This is a genomic window from Flectobacillus longus, from assembly GCF_030056705.1.
Taxonomy (GTDB): domain Bacteria; phylum Bacteroidota; class Bacteroidia; order Cytophagales; family Spirosomataceae; genus Flectobacillus; species Flectobacillus longus.
The window spans coordinates 72,311-91,616 of the sequence record NZ_JASHIC010000016.1 but is presented as its reverse complement, the minus strand read 5'-3'; the positions used below and the strand labels follow the sequence as shown (position 1 = coordinate 91,616).

General features: G+C 37.1%; 18 protein-coding genes. 8 read left to right on the top strand and 10 right to left on the bottom strand.

The features are described 5' to 3' along the window. Positions 1–461 precede the first annotated feature (461 nt). Positions 462–1,988 (bottom strand): serine hydrolase, encoded by a 1,527-nt coding sequence (locus tag QM491_RS13310; RefSeq protein ID WP_283327978.1) that lies wholly within the window; start codon positions 1,986–1,988, stop codon positions 462–464. Between the two features lie 362 nt (positions 1,989–2,350). Here QM491_RS13310 and QM491_RS13305 point away from each other — a divergent pair, with 362 nt between their 5' ends. The 5 genes from QM491_RS13305 to QM491_RS13285 all read left to right on the top strand — a co-directional run bounded on the left by QM491_RS13305 (position 2,351) and on the right by QM491_RS13285 (position 8,047). Next, positions 2,351–2,881, top strand: a complete 531-nt coding sequence (locus tag QM491_RS13305; protein WP_166549896.1) for a gluconate 2-dehydrogenase subunit 3 family protein — start codon at positions 2,351–2,353, stop codon at positions 2,879–2,881. Between the two features lie 43 nt (positions 2,882–2,924). Then, positions 2,925–4,646, top strand: a complete 1,722-nt coding sequence (locus QM491_RS13300; protein ID WP_283327977.1) for a GMC oxidoreductase — start codon at positions 2,925–2,927, stop codon at positions 4,644–4,646. Positions 4,647–5,064: 418 nt separating this feature from the next. After that, positions 5,065–5,670, top strand: coding sequence for a gluconate 2-dehydrogenase subunit 3 family protein (locus QM491_RS13295; protein WP_283327976.1), 606 nt, complete (start codon positions 5,065–5,067; stop codon positions 5,668–5,670). A 171-nt stretch (positions 5,671–5,841) separates the two neighbouring features. Next, positions 5,842–7,557 (top strand): GMC oxidoreductase, encoded by a 1,716-nt coding sequence (locus QM491_RS13290; RefSeq protein ID WP_283327975.1) that lies wholly within the window; start codon positions 5,842–5,844, stop codon positions 7,555–7,557. Positions 7,558–7,687: 130 nt separating this feature from the next. Continuing rightward, positions 7,688–8,047, top strand: coding sequence for a cupin domain-containing protein (locus QM491_RS13285; RefSeq protein WP_166549892.1), 360 nt, complete (start codon positions 7,688–7,690; stop codon positions 8,045–8,047). 271 nt (positions 8,048–8,318) lie between these two features. Here QM491_RS13285 and QM491_RS13280 read toward each other — a convergent pair whose 3' ends face one another. The 4 genes from QM491_RS13280 to QM491_RS13265 all read right to left on the bottom strand — a co-directional run bounded on the left by QM491_RS13280 (position 8,319) and on the right by QM491_RS13265 (position 11,273). Then, the gene (locus QM491_RS13280; RefSeq protein WP_283327974.1) at positions 8,319–9,218 is read right to left on the bottom strand and encodes a hydroxypyruvate isomerase family protein; all 900 of its coding nucleotides are present in this window, start codon (positions 9,216–9,218) and stop codon (positions 8,319–8,321) included. A 187-nt stretch (positions 9,219–9,405) separates the two neighbouring features. Further along, on the bottom strand, positions 9,406–9,768 hold the full coding sequence (locus QM491_RS13275; RefSeq protein ID WP_283327973.1) for a TM2 domain-containing protein: 363 nt from the start codon (positions 9,766–9,768) through the stop codon (positions 9,406–9,408). Continuing rightward, positions 9,765–10,094, bottom strand: a complete 330-nt coding sequence (locus QM491_RS13270) for a DUF2752 domain-containing protein (protein ID WP_283327972.1) — start codon at positions 10,092–10,094, stop codon at positions 9,765–9,767. The genes QM491_RS13275 and QM491_RS13270 overlap by 4 nt, the downstream gene beginning before the upstream one ends. Before the next feature lie 96 nt (positions 10,095–10,190). Continuing rightward, positions 10,191–11,273, bottom strand: a complete 1,083-nt coding sequence (locus QM491_RS13265; protein ID WP_283327971.1) for a mechanosensitive ion channel family protein — start codon at positions 11,271–11,273, stop codon at positions 10,191–10,193. Positions 11,274–11,479: 206 nt separating this feature from the next. Between QM491_RS13265 and QM491_RS13260 the strand changes: the two genes are divergently transcribed. The 3 genes from QM491_RS13260 to lptC all read left to right on the top strand — a co-directional run bounded on the left by QM491_RS13260 (position 11,480) and on the right by lptC (position 14,141). Further along, on the top strand, positions 11,480–12,232 hold the full coding sequence (locus tag QM491_RS13260; RefSeq protein ID WP_283327970.1) for a type III pantothenate kinase: 753 nt from the start codon (positions 11,480–11,482) through the stop codon (positions 12,230–12,232). 19 nt (positions 12,233–12,251) lie between these two features. Beyond that, positions 12,252–13,523, top strand: coding sequence for a BamG family beta-barrel-assembly machinery protein (gene bamG / locus QM491_RS13255; RefSeq protein WP_283327969.1), 1,272 nt, complete (start codon positions 12,252–12,254; stop codon positions 13,521–13,523). 66 nt (positions 13,524–13,589) lie between these two features. Further along, a complete protein-coding gene (lptC, locus tag QM491_RS13250) occupies positions 13,590–14,141 on the top strand; it encodes an LPS export ABC transporter periplasmic protein LptC (protein ID WP_283327968.1) in 552 nt (183 codons plus the stop codon). 52 nt (positions 14,142–14,193) lie between these two features. Here the strand turns inward: lptC and QM491_RS13245 are convergent, their stop codons facing one another. The 5 genes from QM491_RS13245 to recN form a co-directional block, all read right to left on the bottom strand. Continuing rightward, entirely contained in the window at positions 14,194–15,579 is a 1,386-nt protein-coding gene (locus QM491_RS13245; RefSeq protein WP_283327967.1) for a DUF4932 domain-containing protein, read from the bottom strand. Positions 15,580–15,774: 195 nt separating this feature from the next. After that, positions 15,775–16,188 (bottom strand): c-type cytochrome, encoded by a 414-nt coding sequence (locus tag QM491_RS13240; protein WP_283327966.1) that lies wholly within the window; start codon positions 16,186–16,188, stop codon positions 15,775–15,777. Between the two features lie 168 nt (positions 16,189–16,356). Further along, complete coding sequence (locus QM491_RS13235) at positions 16,357–17,016, bottom strand: SCO family protein (RefSeq protein ID WP_283327965.1); 660 nt, start codon at positions 17,014–17,016, stop codon at positions 16,357–16,359. Beyond that, positions 17,016–17,414, bottom strand: coding sequence for a hypothetical protein (locus tag QM491_RS13230; protein ID WP_283327964.1), 399 nt, complete (start codon positions 17,412–17,414; stop codon positions 17,016–17,018). Before QM491_RS13230 ends, QM491_RS13235 begins: the two co-directional genes overlap by 1 nt. 114 nt (positions 17,415–17,528) lie before the next feature. Continuing rightward, complete coding sequence (recN, locus tag QM491_RS13225) at positions 17,529–19,193, bottom strand: DNA repair protein RecN (protein ID WP_283327963.1); 1,665 nt, start codon at positions 19,191–19,193, stop codon at positions 17,529–17,531. Positions 19,194–19,306 lie beyond the last annotated feature (113 nt).

Here is a 19,306-nt window from a genome sequence, read left to right as displayed (position 1 = left end):
AGAGGGTTTGTATTATTCTTCTATTTTTTGACTTATTTTAAGTTCTATATTTCTGGACAGAAAAAGACCTTTCTCGTGGTGTGAGAAAGGTCTTTTTAATTATATGCATAAAAGCCCGTCTCACACTTCACAGCAGAGAATTACGAGAACGAGAATGATATTTACAAATCCTGAAATTTTCATAAAATTTAGCGAAATTTCGCTGACATTTTTAATAGTACTTTACAAATATACAGAGGTATATTTTTTAAATGCAAGAAAATGCCAAATAAAATTTTAGTAATAAATACTTATGCCAATTTTAATTTTGGGGATTTTGATTCATTTTTAGTGGATTAAAACAGTTTTTTTCTGATTTATAGTATAAAATTCTGTTTAGATTATCACTTTTGAAATAATATTTTTATTAGAAAAAATGATTAAAATTCGTTTAGCGAAATTTCGCTGTTATTTTTGCTAAATTATTGTTTCTTCAAAAACTGGATAATTCCTGCATTTGGAAAATCAATTTGCACTTGATCGATGGTTCCTCTTAAGTTGGTCATAAACTGAATAGGTATATTATCGAGCATATCTTTTCCTAAAAAATAATCGTAGTGAAAGTGCAACAACTCCACTGTTTGGTTATGATATTTGGCCATAAGCCCTTTATCAGATTTGTAAATTTGCAAGATTCCATAAGCAGGATGCTCGTAAATTCCAGTGTAACTATCGAGGTTATGTGACATCGAAGCAAAGAGTACTCGATTGGCATTTTGTTCTTTCGCACGTTTCTCCTCAGCAAAAGTGGCATCTTCTTTTTCTTGTTTCATTCGTTGATGCCAATCTATTTCTGGAAGACTAAAAAGCATATCTACAATACTGTTTGTAACCACATTAACAAAGTAGTAGTCGGCGGCACTACTATTGGTTGTAATAAATATGCTGATATTATTATTAGGAAAAAGTGTCATTTGAGAGCGATATCCTTCTATTGAGCCATTGTGTTGAAGGCGTTGAGCTCCTCTATAAACATTTTGATTCCAGCCCATGCCATAAGTACTAAACCCCAATTCGGGGTATTTAGCTTCTGTTGGATATACTACAGTTAAAGGAGTATGATTTTCTTTTAAATTTTTACTAGAAACAATTTGTTGGTTCTCGTATTTGCCTTGTTGTAACTGCATCAAGAGCCAATGACTCATATCCTCAGCATTTGATTTTACAGCACCTGCTGGTCCTATTGCATCGACGTTACTTCCAAATCCTGCTTCAGATAGTTGGTCATTTAGTTTACGATATGATTTTGAATAATCCATAGATTTGAATAATTCAGGATATGTCAATACCGTTTGATTCATTTTGAGAGGTTTGAGAAGGCGCTCTTCTACAAATTTTTCCCAAGTCATCCCACTTACTCTTTCTATCAAAACGCCAGCTACCATATACATCAAATTGTTGTATTGATATTGTTCGTAAGGCTTTTTGCTAAGTTTGAGATGTTTGAGGCTTTTATAAATAGTCTGTCGGTCGAGCGAACTGTACAGCCAAACAAAATCATGGCGTGGTAAACCCGTGCGATGCGAAAGTAAATCTTTCACCATAACTATATGCTCTGCATCTGTGTCATTTAGCTCAAAGTCAGGTAAATAATATTTGACGGGTTTGTTCCAATCCACTTTGCCTTCATCTACCAAAATTGCCATAGCTGCGGCAGTAAAGGATTTACTACAAGACGCGATAGGAAATAAGGTCTGGGGAGTAACAAACTGTTTAGTTGTGGTATTTTTTTGTCCCAAACCCGCTGTCCACAATACCTTACCATCTTTGACGATACTGATGGCGCAACCTGGCACTTGCCATTCGGTCATCCAACCATATATCTTTCCTTGCATTTTGGCAAGCATCAAATCGGTTTCGCTGAGTTTGGTTACCTTTTGAGCATGGGTATTATGCCCTAAAAGTAACAATGATAGACTTGTAAGTGTGAGGATAAAAGTTCTTTTCATGCTTGATTATCAATTAAATTGCGTTGAAAGAGTATATTAAATTTACGAGCTACTCTTTAATTGGGCTAATATTTCAGTCATTATGTCGAATTTTTGACAGGATTAGTAGTAAAAAGTATCGAAATGATACTTTGAACCTATAAGAAAGGAGCTTTTTCTAGAAGAAATTCAATAACTTTGACTATTCGATTAAATTGTCTGTTTTAGAGAAAAAATAGATGTATTTCAAGAGTTTTTGTGCTCATGTTTAGGCTCAAAACTATCCAACAACGCACTTACCAAAGACCAAGAGCAGTTCGAGCGAGAATTGCTCGCATATACAAATCAAACTCAACTATTCAATTCATTAATTCTGTAAAACTATGAACCGTAGAGATGCACTCCAGCATGTAGCAATCCTCTTAGGAGGTGTTATATCTGCTCCAGTGATGGCTGGTGTTATGGGCGAAAAAACCTACACTGGCGAAAGCCTCAAAGTGACTTTGGACCAAGAATCCCTTTTGGCTGAGGTAGCAGACATTATTATTCCTACCACTAATACCCCAGGCGCAAAAGCTGCTGGCGTGGAGAAATTCATTGTGCGTGTAGTAAGAGATTGCTATACCAAGGAGGAACAAAAGGCATTTTATGAAGGATTATCCAAACTGGATGCTGATAGCAAAACCAAATTTGGAAAAGGCTTTGTTGATTTGGATGTAACTCAAAAGAATGAAATGGTAAAGCAAACAACGGTAGACAACAAACCATTTTTCTTGAAAATGAAAGAATTAACTGTAACAGGTTACTTTACTTCAGAAATTGGCGCTACTAAAGCTTTAGAATACTTGCCTATTCCTGGACGTTTTGAGGGTTGTGTACCTCTAAAACCTGGACAAAAAGCTTGGGCTTTGTAAAAAATTACGGTTTATCATTCCCTATTTTAACTTAATCAGAACAATGTCTTACTTAAATATAGATGCCGTAAAAGGCAATACCTACGATGCTATTGTAGTGGGTTCGGGTATTACGGGTGGCTGGGCTGCCAAAGAACTTACTGAAAAAGGCTTGCGCGTATTGATGCTCGAAAAAGGTAAAAACTTAGAGCACGTTACGGGTTACGAAAATGCCATGAAAGACCCTTGGGAATCCAAATACAATGGTCGCCTAACGGTAGAGCAAAAAGAAACTCACCCAAAATTGATGCGTGATTATCCGTACAACGAAATGACCGAAAAATACTGGTTCAACGATGCGGATTCATTATATAAAGAAGAAAAACGTTTTGACTGGTACCGTCCTAATATCGTAGGGGGTAAATCTATCATGTGGGGACGCCAATCATATCGTTTGAGTGACCTTGATTTTGAGGCAAACCTCAAAGATGGTATTGCTGTAGACTGGCCTATTCGCTACAAAGATGTAGCACCATGGTATTCTTATGTAGAAAAATTTGTAGGAATTTCAGGCGAAAAACTTGGATTGCCTCAATTGCCAGATAGCGAGTTCTTACCGCCAATGGATATGTATTGTGTGGAAAAAGAGGTAAGAAAACGTATTGAAAAAAACTACCCAGGACGTGTGATGACTATCGGACGTGTTGCCAACTTATCTAAGGCTGCTCAGGCTCAGTTGGGTGTTGGTCGTACAGGTTGTCAGTATCGCAACAAATGTTCGTTGGGCTGTCCTTATGGAGCTTATTTTAGTACGCAATCATCTACGCTACCAGCTTGTATGAAAACAGGTCGTTTGACACTTCGCCCTGATTCTATTGTAAGTGAGGTTTTGTATGACGAAAATAAAAAGAAAGCAACAGGTGTAAGAGTTATTGACTCTGTAACTATGCAAACTACCGAATACTTCGCCAAAGTTGTATTCTTGTGTGCATCGGCTTTGGGTACTACAGCTTTGATGTTAAACTCAACGTCTAACCGTTTCCAGAATGGTTTGGGTAACGATTCTGGAGAATTAGGTCATAATTTGATGGATCACCACTTCCGTGTAGGTGCGTCGGGTACATGGGAAGGCGACGAAGACACATATTACTATGGTCGTCGTGCTAATGGTATTTATGTACCTCGTTATCGCAATATAGGTAGCGACAAACGTGATTATTTACGTGGCTTTGGCTATCAAGGCGGTGGCGGTCGTGGTCGTGGAGCATGGGCAAGTAATGTATCTGAACTAAGTTTTGGTACAGATTTCAAAGAGCAAGCAAGTGGTATTGGACCATGGTCTATGGGCTTGAGTGGTTTTGGCGAAACACTTCCATATCATGAAAACCGTATGTATCTCGACAAAAACACGAAAGATAAATGGGGTATTCCTGTGGTAGTATTCGATGCAGAGTTGAAAGAAAATGAGAAGAAAATGCGTATCGATATGATGAACGACGCCAAAGAAATGCTAGAAACTGCTGGTGTCAAAAACGTGAGAACTTATGATAGAGGTTCATATTTAGGTATGGCTATCCACGAAATGGGAACAGCTAGAATGGGACGTGACCCTAAAACTTCGGTAGTAAATGGCAATAACCAATTACACGCTATCAAAAACGTATTTGTAACGGACGGAGCTTGTATGACTTCGGCTTCGTGTGTAAACCCATCGTTGACTTATATGGCATTAACAGCTCGTGCTGCTAATTTTGCTGTAAACGAATTGAAGAAGCAGAATTTGTAAAATAGGTTGTAGTAATGGTCAATAGTTGATATTCAACAGCCATATTTTTCATAAAATCCCCAATGCTGTAGCAAGCCTTGGGGATTTTTATTTGGTCTTTTTACCACATTATTTCTTTTTCTATGGTAAAAAGTATTTTCCTAAAAACAAATCACCCCTATTTTACCTCATCATAAGGGATGAAATACGATATTTCCATGGCAATTCCTTGCAAAGTATTGCCGAATATTGGTTATCTTTAAACTCGCAAAAAATAAAACTTTTCAAATAAAGTTTTGTCTTTGGCGTTGAATGGAAAAATAAAATACCTTTATTTTGTCATATAGATACAATGAGGTTTAAGAGAATACTTTCCATTGAATATTTTTGAAAGAACAAAAACTAATTTATAAATACTATATCAAAATCCCGATCTAAAATGAACAGAAGAGACGCACTCTCAAAAGTTGCCTTATTAATTGGAGGGACGCTTTCGGCACCAACCCTTTTGGCAATGAGCAGAGCAGGTGAAGCAAAAAACACTTCTATAGCGCTTGAGTCGTTTAGCCTCAATGATACGCAGCGTAAGATAGTAGCAGAAGTAGCCGAGCATATCATTCCAAGAACTACCACTCCTGGTGCAAAAGATGCAGGAGTACCAGCATTCATTGAAATGATGTTGAATGATTGTTACAAAGCACCAGAGCACAAAAGCTTCTTGGCGGGTGTATCTGATTTAGAAAAGAAAAACTTCTTAGCTCAATCAAAAGACCAACAAATTGCAACATTGAAGCAACTTGAATCAGATACTAAAGAGTTGATGAAACAATACAATGTGAAGCAAGTAAAAGTTGGCGATAACGTAGACAAAGAAAGTATGGATGCTGCATTGGGTGTTCCTTTCTGGCGTTTGATGAAAGAACTTACTTTGACGGGTTATTATACTTCTGAGCAAGGTTTGAAAGCTTCTTTCGTGTATGAGCCAATTCCTGGTAAGTTTGAGAACATCAAATTGAAGCCGGGTCAAAAAGCTTTTGCTTACTAAGAAGCGTTATTAGGCTTTAGGAAAGAAGTTGTAAGTATGAAGCAAAATAATTACTTTATGAGTAAAAATCTTGTTAAATATTTAACTTAAAGCATACAGCCTAATGCGGGTAAAATAGATTTCATTTTACCCACTTATTTAATTTCTTTCAATACTTATAGAAGACATAAAATGAATCTTAATATAGATGCAGTAAAAAACCAAACCTTCGACGCAATCGTTGTTGGTTCTGGTATTTCGGGCGGTTGGGCTGCCAAAGAATTAACAGAAAAAGGTTTGAGAGTAGCAGTACTTGAGCGTGGTCGTGAAATCAAGCATATCGAAGGTTACGAAACGGCAATGAAAGATCCTTGGGATTTTGCGCACCGTGGTCGTCCAACAAATATGGCTGCAGAAGAGTACTGGGCTAATATGCGTACTGGTTATACAGCCAACGAAGAGCACCGCTATTTGTTCGAAAACGATAAGCAAAACCCTTATATCGAGAAAAAAGGTGGTTTCGACTGGATTCGTGCCTATCACACAGGTGGTAAATCTTTGTTGTGGGGACGTCAGTCTTACCGTTGGAACAAAGCAGATTTTGAAGCTAATTTAAAAGAAGGTGTTGGGGTTGACTGGCCTATTCGTTATGAAGACCTTGCTCCTTGGTACACGTATGTAGAGAAATTTGCAGGTATTTCGGGTCAAGCAGAAGGTTTGGACGTATTACCAGATAGCCACTTCTTGCCAGCTATGCAAATGACTGCTCCTGAAACTCATTTCACAAATGCAGTAAAAAGCAAGTTAGGACGCCCTGTAACTGTAGGTCGTGTTGCTCACTTGACTAAGCCAGGCCCACAACACACTGCTGTTGGTCGTGGTTCTTGCCAATACCGTAACAAGTGTATGCGTGGTTGTCCTTATGGTGGTTACTTTAGCTCATTATCGGCTACTTTGCCAGCAGCAGCTCGTACAAAACGCTTGGTAATGGTACACAATGCCATTGTATCTGAAGTAATTTTTGACGATAAAACACAAAAAGCAAAAGGTGTTCGTGTAATTGACCAAAATACAATGGCTGTTACTGAGTACTATGCAAAAATCATCTTCTTGAACGCAGGTGCTATTCCTTCTGCTTCAATTTTGATGAACTCAAAATCTAATCGTTTCCCTACTGGTATGGGTAACGAAAGTGATCAATTAGGTCGCAACATCATGGACCACCACTTAGGAGTTGGTGCAAGTGCATCAGTAGAAGGTTTCAATGAAGATTACTTCTTCGGTAACCGTCCAAATGGTTTGTATATTCCACGTTTCCGTAACTGGGGTAAAGACAAGCGTGATTATCTTCGTGGATTTGGCTACCAAGGTGGTGCTAGCCGTGCAGGTTGGGGTCGTGGTGTTGGTATGGATGGTTTTGGGGCTTCTTTCAAAGAAGATTTAACTCACCCAGGTTCATGGTCTATTGGTTTTGGTGGTTTCGGTGAAATCCTTCCAAACGAAAGCAATCGCTTTACTTTGAGTGACCAAAAAGATAAATGGGGCTTACCAGTACTTTCATTCGAATCTGAATTTGGACAAAACGAATTGAAAATGCGTGAAGATATGATGAACGACGCTGCTGAAATGTTGGAAGCGGCTGGTTTCAAAAACATCAGTACTTACAATAGCCAATCAACTCACATTGGTTTGGGTATTCACGAAATGGGTACTGCTCGTATGGGTCGTGATCCTAAAACTTCAGTATTGAATAAACACAATCAAGTTCATGCTGTGAAAAACGTATTCGTTACAGATGGAGCAGCAATGGTTTCGGCTTCTTGCGTAAACCCATCGTTGACATATATGGCATTGACAGCACGTGCTGCTGATTTTGCTGTAAGTGAATTGAAAAAGAAAAACTTGTAAAATTTACAACGTCTATTCATATTCTTTGCAAAACGCCTCTTTTAGGGGCGTTTTGTGTTTTATAACAATACCTTCTAAGTCAAAGACGATTTATTTCACATCTTGTTAAACGTTTTTACAAAATAGTAATATGAGTTACATTCATCAAACTAAGCCATTTGTAGTGCCTACTACAGACGGCAAACTCATCGAAGAACATTTCGGAAGAGTAGCCACACAACAAGAAAATATTAGTATTGCTCGTATGATTGCTCCTTCTGGTTGGAGTGAGCCACACCAAAATCCCGCTTTCGACGAATGGACTTTAGTCAGTAAAGGTAAAAAACTGATTGAAGTCGATGGCGAAGTAATAGAGATTTCGGCAGGACAAAGTATCTTGATAACAAAGGGGAGTAGGGTCAGATATAGCAATCCTTTCGACGAGGCTTGTGAATATTGGAGCGTATGCCTTCCTGCCTTTTCAATTGATACCGTAAACAGAGAAGAATAATGCAATGTCGATTTCGGAAGTATGAGAAAATAGTCTTAAATAGAAGTTTTCAGTACAAGAATGTTGAGTGAATAATGATTTCATCAGTAGAGACGCAATACTTTGCGTCTTAAGATGTATTATTCTGAAAAAAAAGGCAGTCGAAAAACTTATTTCGACTGCCTTTTTAAAGCTAAAATTCCTATTGACAAATCTCTAGACGCAAAGTATTGCGTCTCTACTAGAAAATGTAAATTAAAATCAATCGCTCAACCACTAATTCACTCAAGATCTAGATATCACAAATCAAGATACCTTCACGCAATGAAGCGATTTTGTCGGTACGAGTTGGGATAAACTCTTGTCCTATAAAGCCTTTGTAGCCAGTATCAACAATAGCTTTCATAATGGCAGGATAGTTCAATTCTTGAGAGTCGTTGATTTCATGACGTCCTGGTACGCCACCTGTGTGATAGTGAGAGATATACTCATTATATTTTTTGATTGTTGCAATTACGTCGCCCTCCATGATTTGCATGTGATAGATGTCGTACAACAATTTGAATTTGTCAGAACCAACCATTTCACAAAGTTCCACGCCCCATTCGGTATGATCACACTGATAATCTCTGTGGTTTACTTTTGAATTCAACAATTCCATCGAAAGTGTCACATCGTGTTTTTCGGCTGTTTTGATGATTCGTTGAATCACTTTTTTAGAGTTCAACAACCCTTGTGTTTCACTGATACCATTACGATTTCCTGAAAAACATATCAAGTTTTTAATACCTGCCTTTGCTGCTTCTGGAATTAAATAGTCGTTATAATAATTGACCAAGATATCATGGTTTTTAGGGTCATTAAAGAAGCTTGTTAACCCAGTACCTTTTGGCCAGCTTCCCCAACCCATACCTGCTGTAAGATCATATTTTTTCATAATAGACCATTCTTCAGGGCCTGTCAATTCAATCGACTTCATGCCGATTTCTTTAGCAGATTTACACAAATCCTCAAAAGGAACTGACTCATAACACCAACGGCAAGCCGAGTGATTGATGCGTCCTTTGAGAGCCGAACCAATATGGTTGTCGGCAGCTTCGATGCGGTTGTTGAGGGATGATGTCAGCATGGTAGCAGTAGTCGCCGCTAGGGTTTTTTGTAATACCGAACGACGAGATATTGGGTTTTCCATAAGTACGATAATGAAAATGTTACATGGGATAAATACGAATATATGGATAATATACTCATTCCATGTTTTCCTATGAAATTTACAATATCTTTTTGATAAATGATACCTTATTGCCGAACATCTCGATTTGTCATCTAAAGGTTGAAAAGAGAAATAAGCTACCTAATAGATTTTTACTTGACAGCCATTATCTATTTTGCCAAAGCTTAATCGAAGCTAATATTTCGGCTGCAACTTGGCGGTTATACTCCAATGTCATGCTTTTATGGTTAACCAAATCGACGATTGTACCAATCATACAAAGTCCTCCTGTGAAGAAGTAAAGGATACCCATACCAATTCTATCTGTCAAAAAGCGTTGAATACCAGCGAAACCAAAGAATCCCATGATGGTGGTAATAAGTATCAAGGTTGTATCACGACGTTTGTTTTGGTACATTGCCAAAAACTGCTGTTGTTGTGGTTCGTCCAAGTCTCTGATTAAACTTTGGATAAAAAGAGCCTCCTCAGGTTCTAAGTTGGCCATCATAATTACGAAGTTGGGATTCATTTTCTTAAAAGTTTAGATGGATAAAAGTCTTCAGTTTTGTTTGAGCAAACGTTTGAGCAAAATGCTGTTTTACCAAGTTCAAAAATGCGTTTAATAAGTATTAGCAATGCAAAAGCACCAAGAGGGTGACTTTGCCAAGATAATTGCCATTCACCTCTCAACAAATAAGAAATAGAATGACCTAATCCGCAACCTGGACAATGTTCAAAACCTGCTAAAGCTAAAGGACAAACAGTAAAATGAGTACTTTCTGGACGGGAAAATACCAGCCATAAAAGACCAATTACCCAGACGATTAGCTCTATTGGTATCTTGCGCTTGTTCATGGATTAAAGTTGTGTTTTTCTTTTTAATCCACGCACATTTTCTACACCAGACACACGAAATCAGGGTAAATGGATGTTTTTAAGGATGGCAAAAAATTAGTTGATAATTCGGAAAGTAGGATAGGCTAATTGCGCCTGATGTTTTTGGACAATAACTAAAATCTGATAATTTATTTCTTCTTTTACTTCATTCAAGACCACAATACTATTGGTAGCGACATGATAGGACACTAATATATCCAGCGAATTATCGCTGATAGCATCAAAACGAGTTTTACCAGGGTCGCTATGATATACTTTTTCATGTGATTCTACCAAAGCCTGAATATCGTTCACAATGGCTTTGACTGCTTCGGTAGGCGTATCCAAACGTAGGCGTAGGACATAACGAGCACGACGATAATTTCTTTGGCTGAGATTTTCTAATGCTTGTGCCGTAATGAGGCGATTGGGTACAGTTACCAAGCTACCGTCGCCTGTACGAATGCGGGTACTTCTGAATCCAATTTTTTCCACATCGCCAGTTACTTTATCGAGCAAAATGGTATCGCCCACCAAAAAAGGTAAATCCAAGAAAATCGTAAACGAAGCAAATAGGTTTTCTAAAGTCTCACGAGCAGCCAAGGCGATTGCCAAACCCCCAATCCCCAAACCAGTAATCAGTGCTATGACGTCAATTTTGAATACTATTCCTAGCATCGAAAAAAACGTCATTAATACCAAGGCTACAATCACTAAATCTTTGGTGAATGGCACAAACTGGTCATCGAGTTTACTTTCAGTGAGTGCCGCTTTTTCTTGAAAAACAATTGCCAGAAACTTTGTGATACGAATAAGTATCCAAGAAAATGACATAATAAGCGTAAGTTGAAAGGTTTTCCAAACAAACATCAGGATACCAAATTGTTCAACTGGCGCTAAATGCCAAGCTCTAGGGACTTTGATATGATAGGACGCTAGCCATATAGCATTGAGAATAAAAAACACCTCAAGAGGCTTCCTAAGCAGTTCGATACAGGTATAGATAGGTACTTTGTCATGGCGCAAAACCCGATAAAGAACTTTACTTAAGACAATAGAGAAATACCTTTTAATCAATACTCCAAACATACAAATGCTTACAAACCAAAGAAGGTCTATCACTGTGTTTTCGAGTATAGATTGAGATAAAAAATTCATAAAGTGCTTGTTTGATAAAGATGTTTTAGATGAGGGAGTTGAGTGAAAAACATATAAATATTGTCTAAAATCAACTCTTGAGACAAATATAAATGGCAAGTTATATTTCTTGTCCTAAGATTCTCGAAAATATTAGTCATAAACGATTACCCTTGTCTCTATTTGTCAAACCCTTACCTTTGTCTTATTTTAGAAATATTACACTGATGAATTTAGCTATAGATTTAGGAAATACTTTTGCCAAAACGGGGGTATTTATCGATGGAAAACCTCAAGAGTTAAAAAAAGGCTTGAGTTACAGTGAATTGCTCGAATATGTAGATATTATTAAGCCAGAGCACATAGTTATTTCAACAGTGAGCTATTCGGAGGAGCAGTTAAAGGCTATTTTGGGGAAATACGACCCAGAACTAATCCTATTACAACCTACAACACCCATCCCTATTACCAAGCTGTATGAAACGCCCCATACCCTTGGTGCCGACCGAGTAGCCGCTGCTGTAGGAGCAACGGTATTATACCCCAATCAAAATAGTATGATTATAGATTTAGGGACTTGTAATACTTATGATTTGGTAGATGCTGAAGCTAATTTTCATGGAGGTATTATTTCACCAGGAATGGCAATGCGGTTTAAAGCAATGCACACTTTTACCCAAAGATTACCGTTAATAGAGCCCGAGGGTTTTCCAGAGTTAGTCGGAAAAAGTACCGCCAAGGCTATGCAAAGTGGTGTAATAAATGGACTTCTTGCAGAAATCGATGGTTTTATAGAACAGTACAAGGCACTTTTAACAAAAATTAACGTCATTTTATGCGGGGGAGACGCTACATTTTTTGCAAACCGCATAAAATCACCGAACTTTGTAGAACCAGCTTTAGTGTTGATTGGTCTTAACAGAATATTAGAACATAATGTCGAAATTAAAAATGCTAGCTCACCAGACAAGCTTACATAATCGTAAACGCCTGCCTGTTATGGCTAAATTAAAAATTGTCTCTCTATTGGTACTGGGTTTAGTACTCCACTCACAGTGGTCTAGCGCTCAGCAATCCAACTCTCCTTATTCTTATTTGGGTATCGGCGAGGCTGTTACAGAAGCAGGTTCTGTAAACTATATGATGGGTGGACTTGGCGTTGCCAATGCCTCTGGGTTATATATCAACAACTTAAACCCTGCCTTATTGGCTCGTAATCGTTACACTCTATTCGAAATGGGTGTCAATACGGAAGTAAAAGGTCTGCAAAGCTCCTCAAAACGTTCTAATACTACTCGTGGTACTATTGGTCCAATCTCTTTGGCGTTGCCAGTGAGCTCTCGTTGGACAATGTTGTTGGGTTTGCGCCCGTCTACCAACGTAGATTATTCTACTTTTGCTGTAAATAAGCTCGACTTGTTGGGTAAAGACAGTACAACCATTTCTTATAACGGAAGTGGTGGTCTGAACAAAGCCGTTTGGTCAAATGGCGTTAGGCTGAACAAAAATGTTTATGTAGGACTTGAAACAAGCTATACTTTTGGTGTAATTAATAATGATATTACAACACAAAACTATAGCGATGGTCAAAACTACCAAATCAAGTTGGCTGATCGTACTAACTATTCTGGTTTCATATTCAAATTGGGTGGAGCATGGCGTCCAAAAATTAGCAAAGAATATTTCCTGAATATTGCTGCTACTGCTGATTTTTCTCAAACTCTCAAAGCTAAATCGCTTCGCCAGTTTCGTACTTTTGATGCTTCGGGTATTACAGCAATCAATGCCGATACATTGACACAAACTACAGGTCATGTCACCTTGCCATCAACTTACCGCTTGGGGATTAGTTTAGAAAAACCAGGTCAGTTGAATGTATCCCTTGATTACTCAATGACAAAGTGGACAGCCTTCAGAAATATTGAAGGTAATTCAGAAAAGTTAGTAGATGCCTCAACAATTGCTTTTGGGGCAGAATATATTCCTGATTTTGAAGCTATCTCTGGTTACTTCAATCACGTAGTATATCGTGTAGGTGCTAGTTATACACAATCTCCATATACCGTAACAGGAACAGCAGGTGCTAAAGACTATAATTTCTCAGTTGGAGCTTCTTTCCCAATGCGTACGATTTCATACCTCAACGTAGCTTTTGTACATGGCAAAAGAGGTACTTTAGCAACAAATGGTATTGAAGAGGTTTATTCAAAAATTGTAGTTGGTTTCTCATTAGGTGACTTCTCTTGGTTCCGTAAACCAAAAATCGACTAATCTTATTGAGTGAGATAATTCTTTATAAATCTAAAGAATTATCAAAATACTAATTTCGATTTTGGTATGAAAACAGACAGATATAAAGTGGCAATAGGTGTTATTTTGTGCTGTACATTGACGCTGATAAGTTGTAAAAAAGAGGAGAAAATTGTGCAGAAGGGAATTTACAATGGCCCATTGTCGGAGCTGCATGGCATCAATATGGCATATACCGATTCGGCAAGAATTATGGTAAAAATGTCTACAGAAACACAATTGACCCTCCAAAATGAAGATAAAGTCTATCCTAAAGAAGTAAGGATTTTCTTTTTTGATAAATTAGGAAATAATACCACAACGCTCCGAGGCGATTCGGCAAGATTTATTCGCTCCAAAAACCTCTATCACATAATGGGGCGTGTGTTGGTAAATAACCAAATCAAAAATGAGACTTTACAAACCGATGAGATGTTTTGGAGTCCAGATACAAAGAAAGTTTACACAGATAAACCCGTTGATATCAAAACCCCTGAACAAGTCTTACACGGTGTAGGAATGGATTCAAATCAAGATTTTACCGATTATACGCTTCGTCGAGTTACAGGAGTATTAAGTGTAAAAAACTTACCCCAATAAGCAAAAAGGTCAGCACTTATCAGTGTTGACCTTTTTGCTTATTGGGGCTTTCTTATTTCAATTCTGCAATAATATCGCTTACTTTTTGTTCGTACGTTTTGTCTAAAAATTCATTGTTATACCAAAATTCAAGTTTCTCCACGATTTGGGGAAGATAGATGTATGATTTATTTTTGAGATTATCTTGATAAATCATATCTGCTTTGGTATTATCTCCAAGCAATCTAGCAATGATAACCTCATTAGCTCTATTGAAGTGCTCATAAAGACATATCTTCCATTGATTATAACCTTGTTGTGTCATCTTCTCTCTGATAGGTTCAAATAAAGATTCTTTGTCCTGTAACAAGCTTTCATCTACTTTATCAATAGCTGGATTAACAAAAGAATGACCAAACTCGTGTACACAAATATCTCGTAACGAAACAGGATTGCCATATCCTAATTCAAGAGCTGATTGTTGGTTGACTTCTTTAGGTTTGTTAAAAGAAGCGAATATATTTCCTATTGTATCAGTATTCCCCACAGCAAAACCTTGTCCAAAAGGAATCGTAAGGCTAGGATATAGTCGATAGTTTTGAACATTTTTCCCGTACAGGTGCTCCATCTCAACAATGAAACTTTCTTGGGGAATATTTTTCGCCACTTCTTGAATCATTTTTTGATAGTATGGACTGTATTTTTTCAAAAAATCTTGAAAATTAATTTCAATAGCAAATTCATTGAAGGCATTTATCAATTTTTCGGCTTCAGCTTTTGAGCTATAATGGCTTAAAAAAGGATTGTCTTCACTCACTTTTGCACTAGGGAAATTATCTAGTTGTAATAAGAAGTTGGAATTATGGAGATAAAAATCTTTATCAAAGAAGGTTTTGATGATTGCTAAGTTTTTGGAGGTTAGAAAAGGCTTGAACTCGTTGCCAATTTTAGTAGTAAGGGCATACAAATCTTTTATCTTGACTTTCTCCCCATTCATCTCGAATGTTTGGTCGTCGGGAATATCATTAAAATCGCTTAGGTTTAATAGTGTATAGCATAGACCTAATAATTCAATATTTTGATGATAGTTTACTTGTATCTTCTTTTCTACTAAAGTTGGATACAGCAATGCAAAAGAACCTTGCGCTTTCTCTCCTGATATTTTTATTACTTGAGATTTCGACAAACTAATTTTCTGATGATTGACTCTATTGGGTGTTGCCAGTATTGTATTATTTGATGAAAGTAAAATCTTTCCTTTTGAGGTATTTACTGTTGAACTCAGATATACTATTGTATGAGGTTGTTGAGAAAATTTAAGTTTTTCAACTCCAGTAAATTCATCAAAACTAGCTTTTAGGTAGTCGTTATTAAGCTGTTCACTTTTCCAGTTTTTGGTTACTGAGCATGAACTAACAATGATTGATGCAATAAGCAATAAGGATAATTTTTTAGTCATTTGAGAGAGTTGTTTTGGGTGTAATACGATTTTAGGTTACAATAATAGCTAAGTTTTAGATGGAAGTAACTATTGATTTGATAGATGTACACAGAAATTGTTGAATGGAAAATAGAATGGTTAACACTGTAAAAAATAAAAACCTCGGAAGCTTCAGTTAGGCTGCTTCCGAGGTTTTTATTAAAATCTAACATCTTATTTATCGCAGGTATCTAATACCTTCTTGACTGATTTGACATCGGTAATAGTCGTTTCGCCACCCCATTCATTATAGATATAGGTTGTGATTTCGGCTACATCTATACCCTGTAATTGTTTATTTGCGGGCATTGGCTGATGATAGGTTTTTCCGTTTACGACAATGGTATCGCTCAACCCATTTCTGATACCACAAATAATACGATTTTTATTCTTTTTCAAGAAATCAGAACCATTAATAGGAGGGTATAGCCCGGCTAATCCTTTCCCATCTACTTGATGACAGTTTTCGCAATGTGTTTTGTACAATGCTTGTCCGTCGATATAATATTGTTTGAGCTTGAGTTCTTCTTGACTTTGGCAGGCCATCATCAAGGTCGTAACAAACAAACCGAATAAGAATTTTTTCATAAGAATATACCTATATTAATATGCTTTAGGCAATAAGCCGTAAGCATTAGGCAAAAATGTATCAATAATTTCTTAAAAAATACTTTTATACTTTTAGCTTACGGCATATAGCTTAATGCCTATTGCGGGTAAAATTAATCTAATTTTGCCCATTAACTTATTTCAACACTATTTTTGTGGATATTGCTCAGCTAAAAGCACTTCAATATCTTTTATTAAATTATCAACTTTTTCAGGAACAGTTCCGTCGTAGATACCTCTGATGTGGCGGTCTTTGTCTACCAAAATAAAGGCTCCACTGTGCACAATTCCACCTGGCTGAGTGGGGTCGTCGGTAGCGGTAACCATATAGCTTTTTTGACCAAGTTCATAGATTTTCATCTTGTCGCCTGTCACCATTTGCCATTTTTTAGAATCAAGCCCTAAGTTTTGTCCAAATTCTTTCAATACACTCGGCGTGTCGTGACGAGGGTCGATGGTGTGTGACAAAATCATGAAATGTGGATTGTCTTTATATTTTTCAAAAACTCTCAACATTTGAGTTTTCATTTTAGGACAAATCGTAGGACAAGTCGTAAAGAAAAAGTCAGCCACATAAATTTTGCCTTCAACATCTTTCTGCGTAAAAACTACAGAATCTTGATTGATAAAGCTAAAGTCAGGAATCGTATGATAAACCGAATCGGTGATGCTTTTACCGTTTTCTACTCTGATTTCTACGCTTTTTTGACCAAGATAGGGGAGTTTTTTTGAGCCATCAGAACATGACCAAGCCAATAATGCTATGCCTACCATTAAAGCTTTTTGGGTTAATGAAAATAGTCGCATTATTTACTTAAAAATTGTTTGGCGTTAGTAATACTTGTATTGGTAATATCTTTTACATCATTGATTCTTTTCTTCTCGTTTTCAAGGTATTTAATAACCTCATCATTGCCTTTGCCTTTTACAGATTCGGGGTTGTATTCGGCCATCCAGTTAGACATTTTAATATCTGCTGAATCAAGCTGAATAAACAAGTCTCGTGCTTTTACTGAGTCCTTAGAAACTTTGGCAACACTATCCAGTTGGCTTTTAAGGGTCATGATTTCATCCATCTTTGGCATTACTTCATCATGTACCGCAATCACCTCATCGATGAGTTTTTTTTGTTGGTCTTCTTGTTGTGCTTTTTGACAAGAGCTTGATAAAAAAAGGAACAACACAGGAATAATAATCTTTTTCATAAGCATTTAAAATATAGCATTCTGTGAACTAGCAAAGGGTACTGTGTGATTTGATGGAATCAAACAACAAAAAAAGCGGATGTTTGTCCCTGATAAAATGACAATGGTCAGTTATTATTCTTGAAGGTGTTTTTCAAGAATTTCACGGGCATTATTCAAAATTGCTATTGAGGGATTCTGTCCACCAATCATTTGAGCAATTTCCATAATACGTTCGTCTTTAGATAACTCCTTAATTCGAGAAACGGTTCTTTCTGACGAATGGTCTTTGTACACAAAATAATGTACTGCCCCTTGAGCTGCAATCTGATGTAAGTGTGTAATAGCGATAATTTGATGACTTTTACTCATCTCACGCATCATATTCCCTACTTTGATAGACACTTCACCCGAAATACCTGTATCAATTTCATCGAAAACGATCGTTGGTAAAGCACGTTTATTGGCCAAAATATATTTGATTGCCAGCATCAAACGACTAAATTCACCACCAGAGGCTACATTTTTGAGAGGCTGTGGCTTAATGCCTTTGTTGGCAGAGAATAACAAATTTACCACATTGATTCCCGTAGGAGATGGCTTGATAAATTCATTCTCAACTTTTAGAGCAGCGTTTGGCATTCCTAAGTCTATCAAAAGGCTTGTAATTTGAGCTTCAATCGTGCTCAAGACATTTAGTCGAGACTTCGAAAGGGCTTCTGCACTTTTTTGCAAAGCCTTCTCTGCCTTTTCAACCTTGGCTTTTGCTTCGGCTAGATTTTCGTCGAGATTCAAAACCTTACCAACTTTGACTTCTAAATCGGCCTGAATTTTCAGTAAATCTGTATCTTTTTTTACTTGATGCTTTTGTAACAAGTGATAGATTGTATCTACCCTAACTTGTAGTGCGGTAATTTTTTCGTTATCAATTTCTACTTGTTCCGATTCTCCTTCTATTTCATTGGTAATATCTTTTATTTCAATCAAACAAGAATTAAGTCTTTCTCGCAATTGTCTGAAATGCTCACCATATTGACTAATAGCGTTGAGGTTGGCTAAAGTGGTTCCGAATAAAGAAATGATAGATTGCTCAGTACCATTCAGTATCTCAACAGATTGTTGAAGTTTGGACTTTACATCTTCTGCATTTTCGAGCTTATTGAGTTCAGCTTCGAGTCCCTCCAATTCATGGCCTTTTAGTTTAGCTTTTTGAAGTTCTTCTAGTAAAAAAGAATTGTAATCAAATTCCTTTTTACTGTTTTTAGCATCACTAACTAATTCATCATAAGCTTTGTAGGCTTTTTGATAATTACTAAAATCAAGTTTGTATTTTTCGAGAAGGGTATCATTTTGAGCAAAAGTATCAACTATTTGAAGTTGATATTCGGTAGCACCCAACAACAAATTATCATGTTGAGAATGCACATCCATCAATTGGGAAGCAATTCGACGGAGCGTTTCAAGATTTACAGGAGTGTCATTAATAAAAGCACGAGTTTTGCCCTGAGGCGATATTTCTCGACGAATAATGCAATGATCCTCATAATCGAGTTCTTCTTCATCAAAAAGGTTTTTGATAATAAAGCCAGAAAGGTTGAACTCACCTTCAATCACACATTTATCTTCTGGATTATAGAGGGTCTTGGTATCGGCACGATTCCCTAACAACAAGCCAATAGCTCCCAACATAATAGACTTACCCGCACCTGTCTCACCCGTGATGATGTTTAAGGCGGGATTTGGAGTCAACTCCAGGCGCTCAATCAGCGCATAGTTTTTTATCTTTAAATGAGTAAGCATCGCATTATGAAGAATCCAGAAAGGTAAAACTACCCGTCCAAAGATGATGTATCTTGATTAAGTATATAAGGTTTGGTCAAAATCTTAAGCAAACCTCTAAGCTCTTGGCTAAT

Coding starts and splice junctions, on each gene's coding strand:
- QM491_RS13240 (WP_283327966.1), bottom strand. CDS start 16,188: ATGAAAAAATTCTTATTCGGTTTGTTTGTTACGACCTTGATGATGGCC.
- QM491_RS13280 (WP_283327974.1), bottom strand. CDS start 9,218: ATGGAAAACCCAATATCTCGTCGTTCGGTATTACAAAAAACCCTAGCG.
- QM491_RS13300 (WP_283327977.1), top strand. CDS start 2,925: ATGTCTTACTTAAATATAGATGCCGTAAAAGGCAATACCTACGATGCT.
- QM491_RS13245 (WP_283327967.1), bottom strand. CDS start 15,579: ATGACTAAAAAATTATCCTTATTGCTTATTGCATCAATCATTGTTAGT.
- QM491_RS13290 (WP_283327975.1), top strand. CDS start 5,842: ATGAATCTTAATATAGATGCAGTAAAAAACCAAACCTTCGACGCAATC.
- QM491_RS13310 (WP_283327978.1), bottom strand. CDS start 1,988: ATGAAAAGAACTTTTATCCTCACACTTACAAGTCTATCATTGTTACTT.
- lptC (WP_283327968.1), top strand. CDS start 13,590: ATGAAAACAGACAGATATAAAGTGGCAATAGGTGTTATTTTGTGCTGT.
- recN (WP_283327963.1), bottom strand. CDS start 19,193: ATGCTTACTCATTTAAAGATAAAAAACTATGCGCTGATTGAGCGCCTG.
- QM491_RS13275 (WP_283327973.1), bottom strand. CDS start 9,768: ATGAATCCCAACTTCGTAATTATGATGGCCAACTTAGAACCTGAGGAG.
- bamG (WP_283327969.1), top strand. CDS start 12,252: ATGGCTAAATTAAAAATTGTCTCTCTATTGGTACTGGGTTTAGTACTC.
- QM491_RS13285 (WP_166549892.1), top strand. CDS start 7,688: ATGAGTTACATTCATCAAACTAAGCCATTTGTAGTGCCTACTACAGAC.
- QM491_RS13295 (WP_283327976.1), top strand. CDS start 5,065: ATGAACAGAAGAGACGCACTCTCAAAAGTTGCCTTATTAATTGGAGGG.
- QM491_RS13270 (WP_283327972.1), bottom strand. CDS start 10,094: ATGAACAAGCGCAAGATACCAATAGAGCTAATCGTCTGGGTAATTGGT.
- QM491_RS13260 (WP_283327970.1), top strand. CDS start 11,480: ATGAATTTAGCTATAGATTTAGGAAATACTTTTGCCAAAACGGGGGTA.
- QM491_RS13265 (WP_283327971.1), bottom strand. CDS start 11,273: ATGAATTTTTTATCTCAATCTATACTCGAAAACACAGTGATAGACCTT.
- QM491_RS13235 (WP_283327965.1), bottom strand. CDS start 17,016: ATGCGACTATTTTCATTAACCCAAAAAGCTTTAATGGTAGGCATAGCA.
- QM491_RS13230 (WP_283327964.1), bottom strand. CDS start 17,414: ATGAAAAAGATTATTATTCCTGTGTTGTTCCTTTTTTTATCAAGCTCT.
- QM491_RS13305 (WP_166549896.1), top strand. CDS start 2,351: ATGAACCGTAGAGATGCACTCCAGCATGTAGCAATCCTCTTAGGAGGT.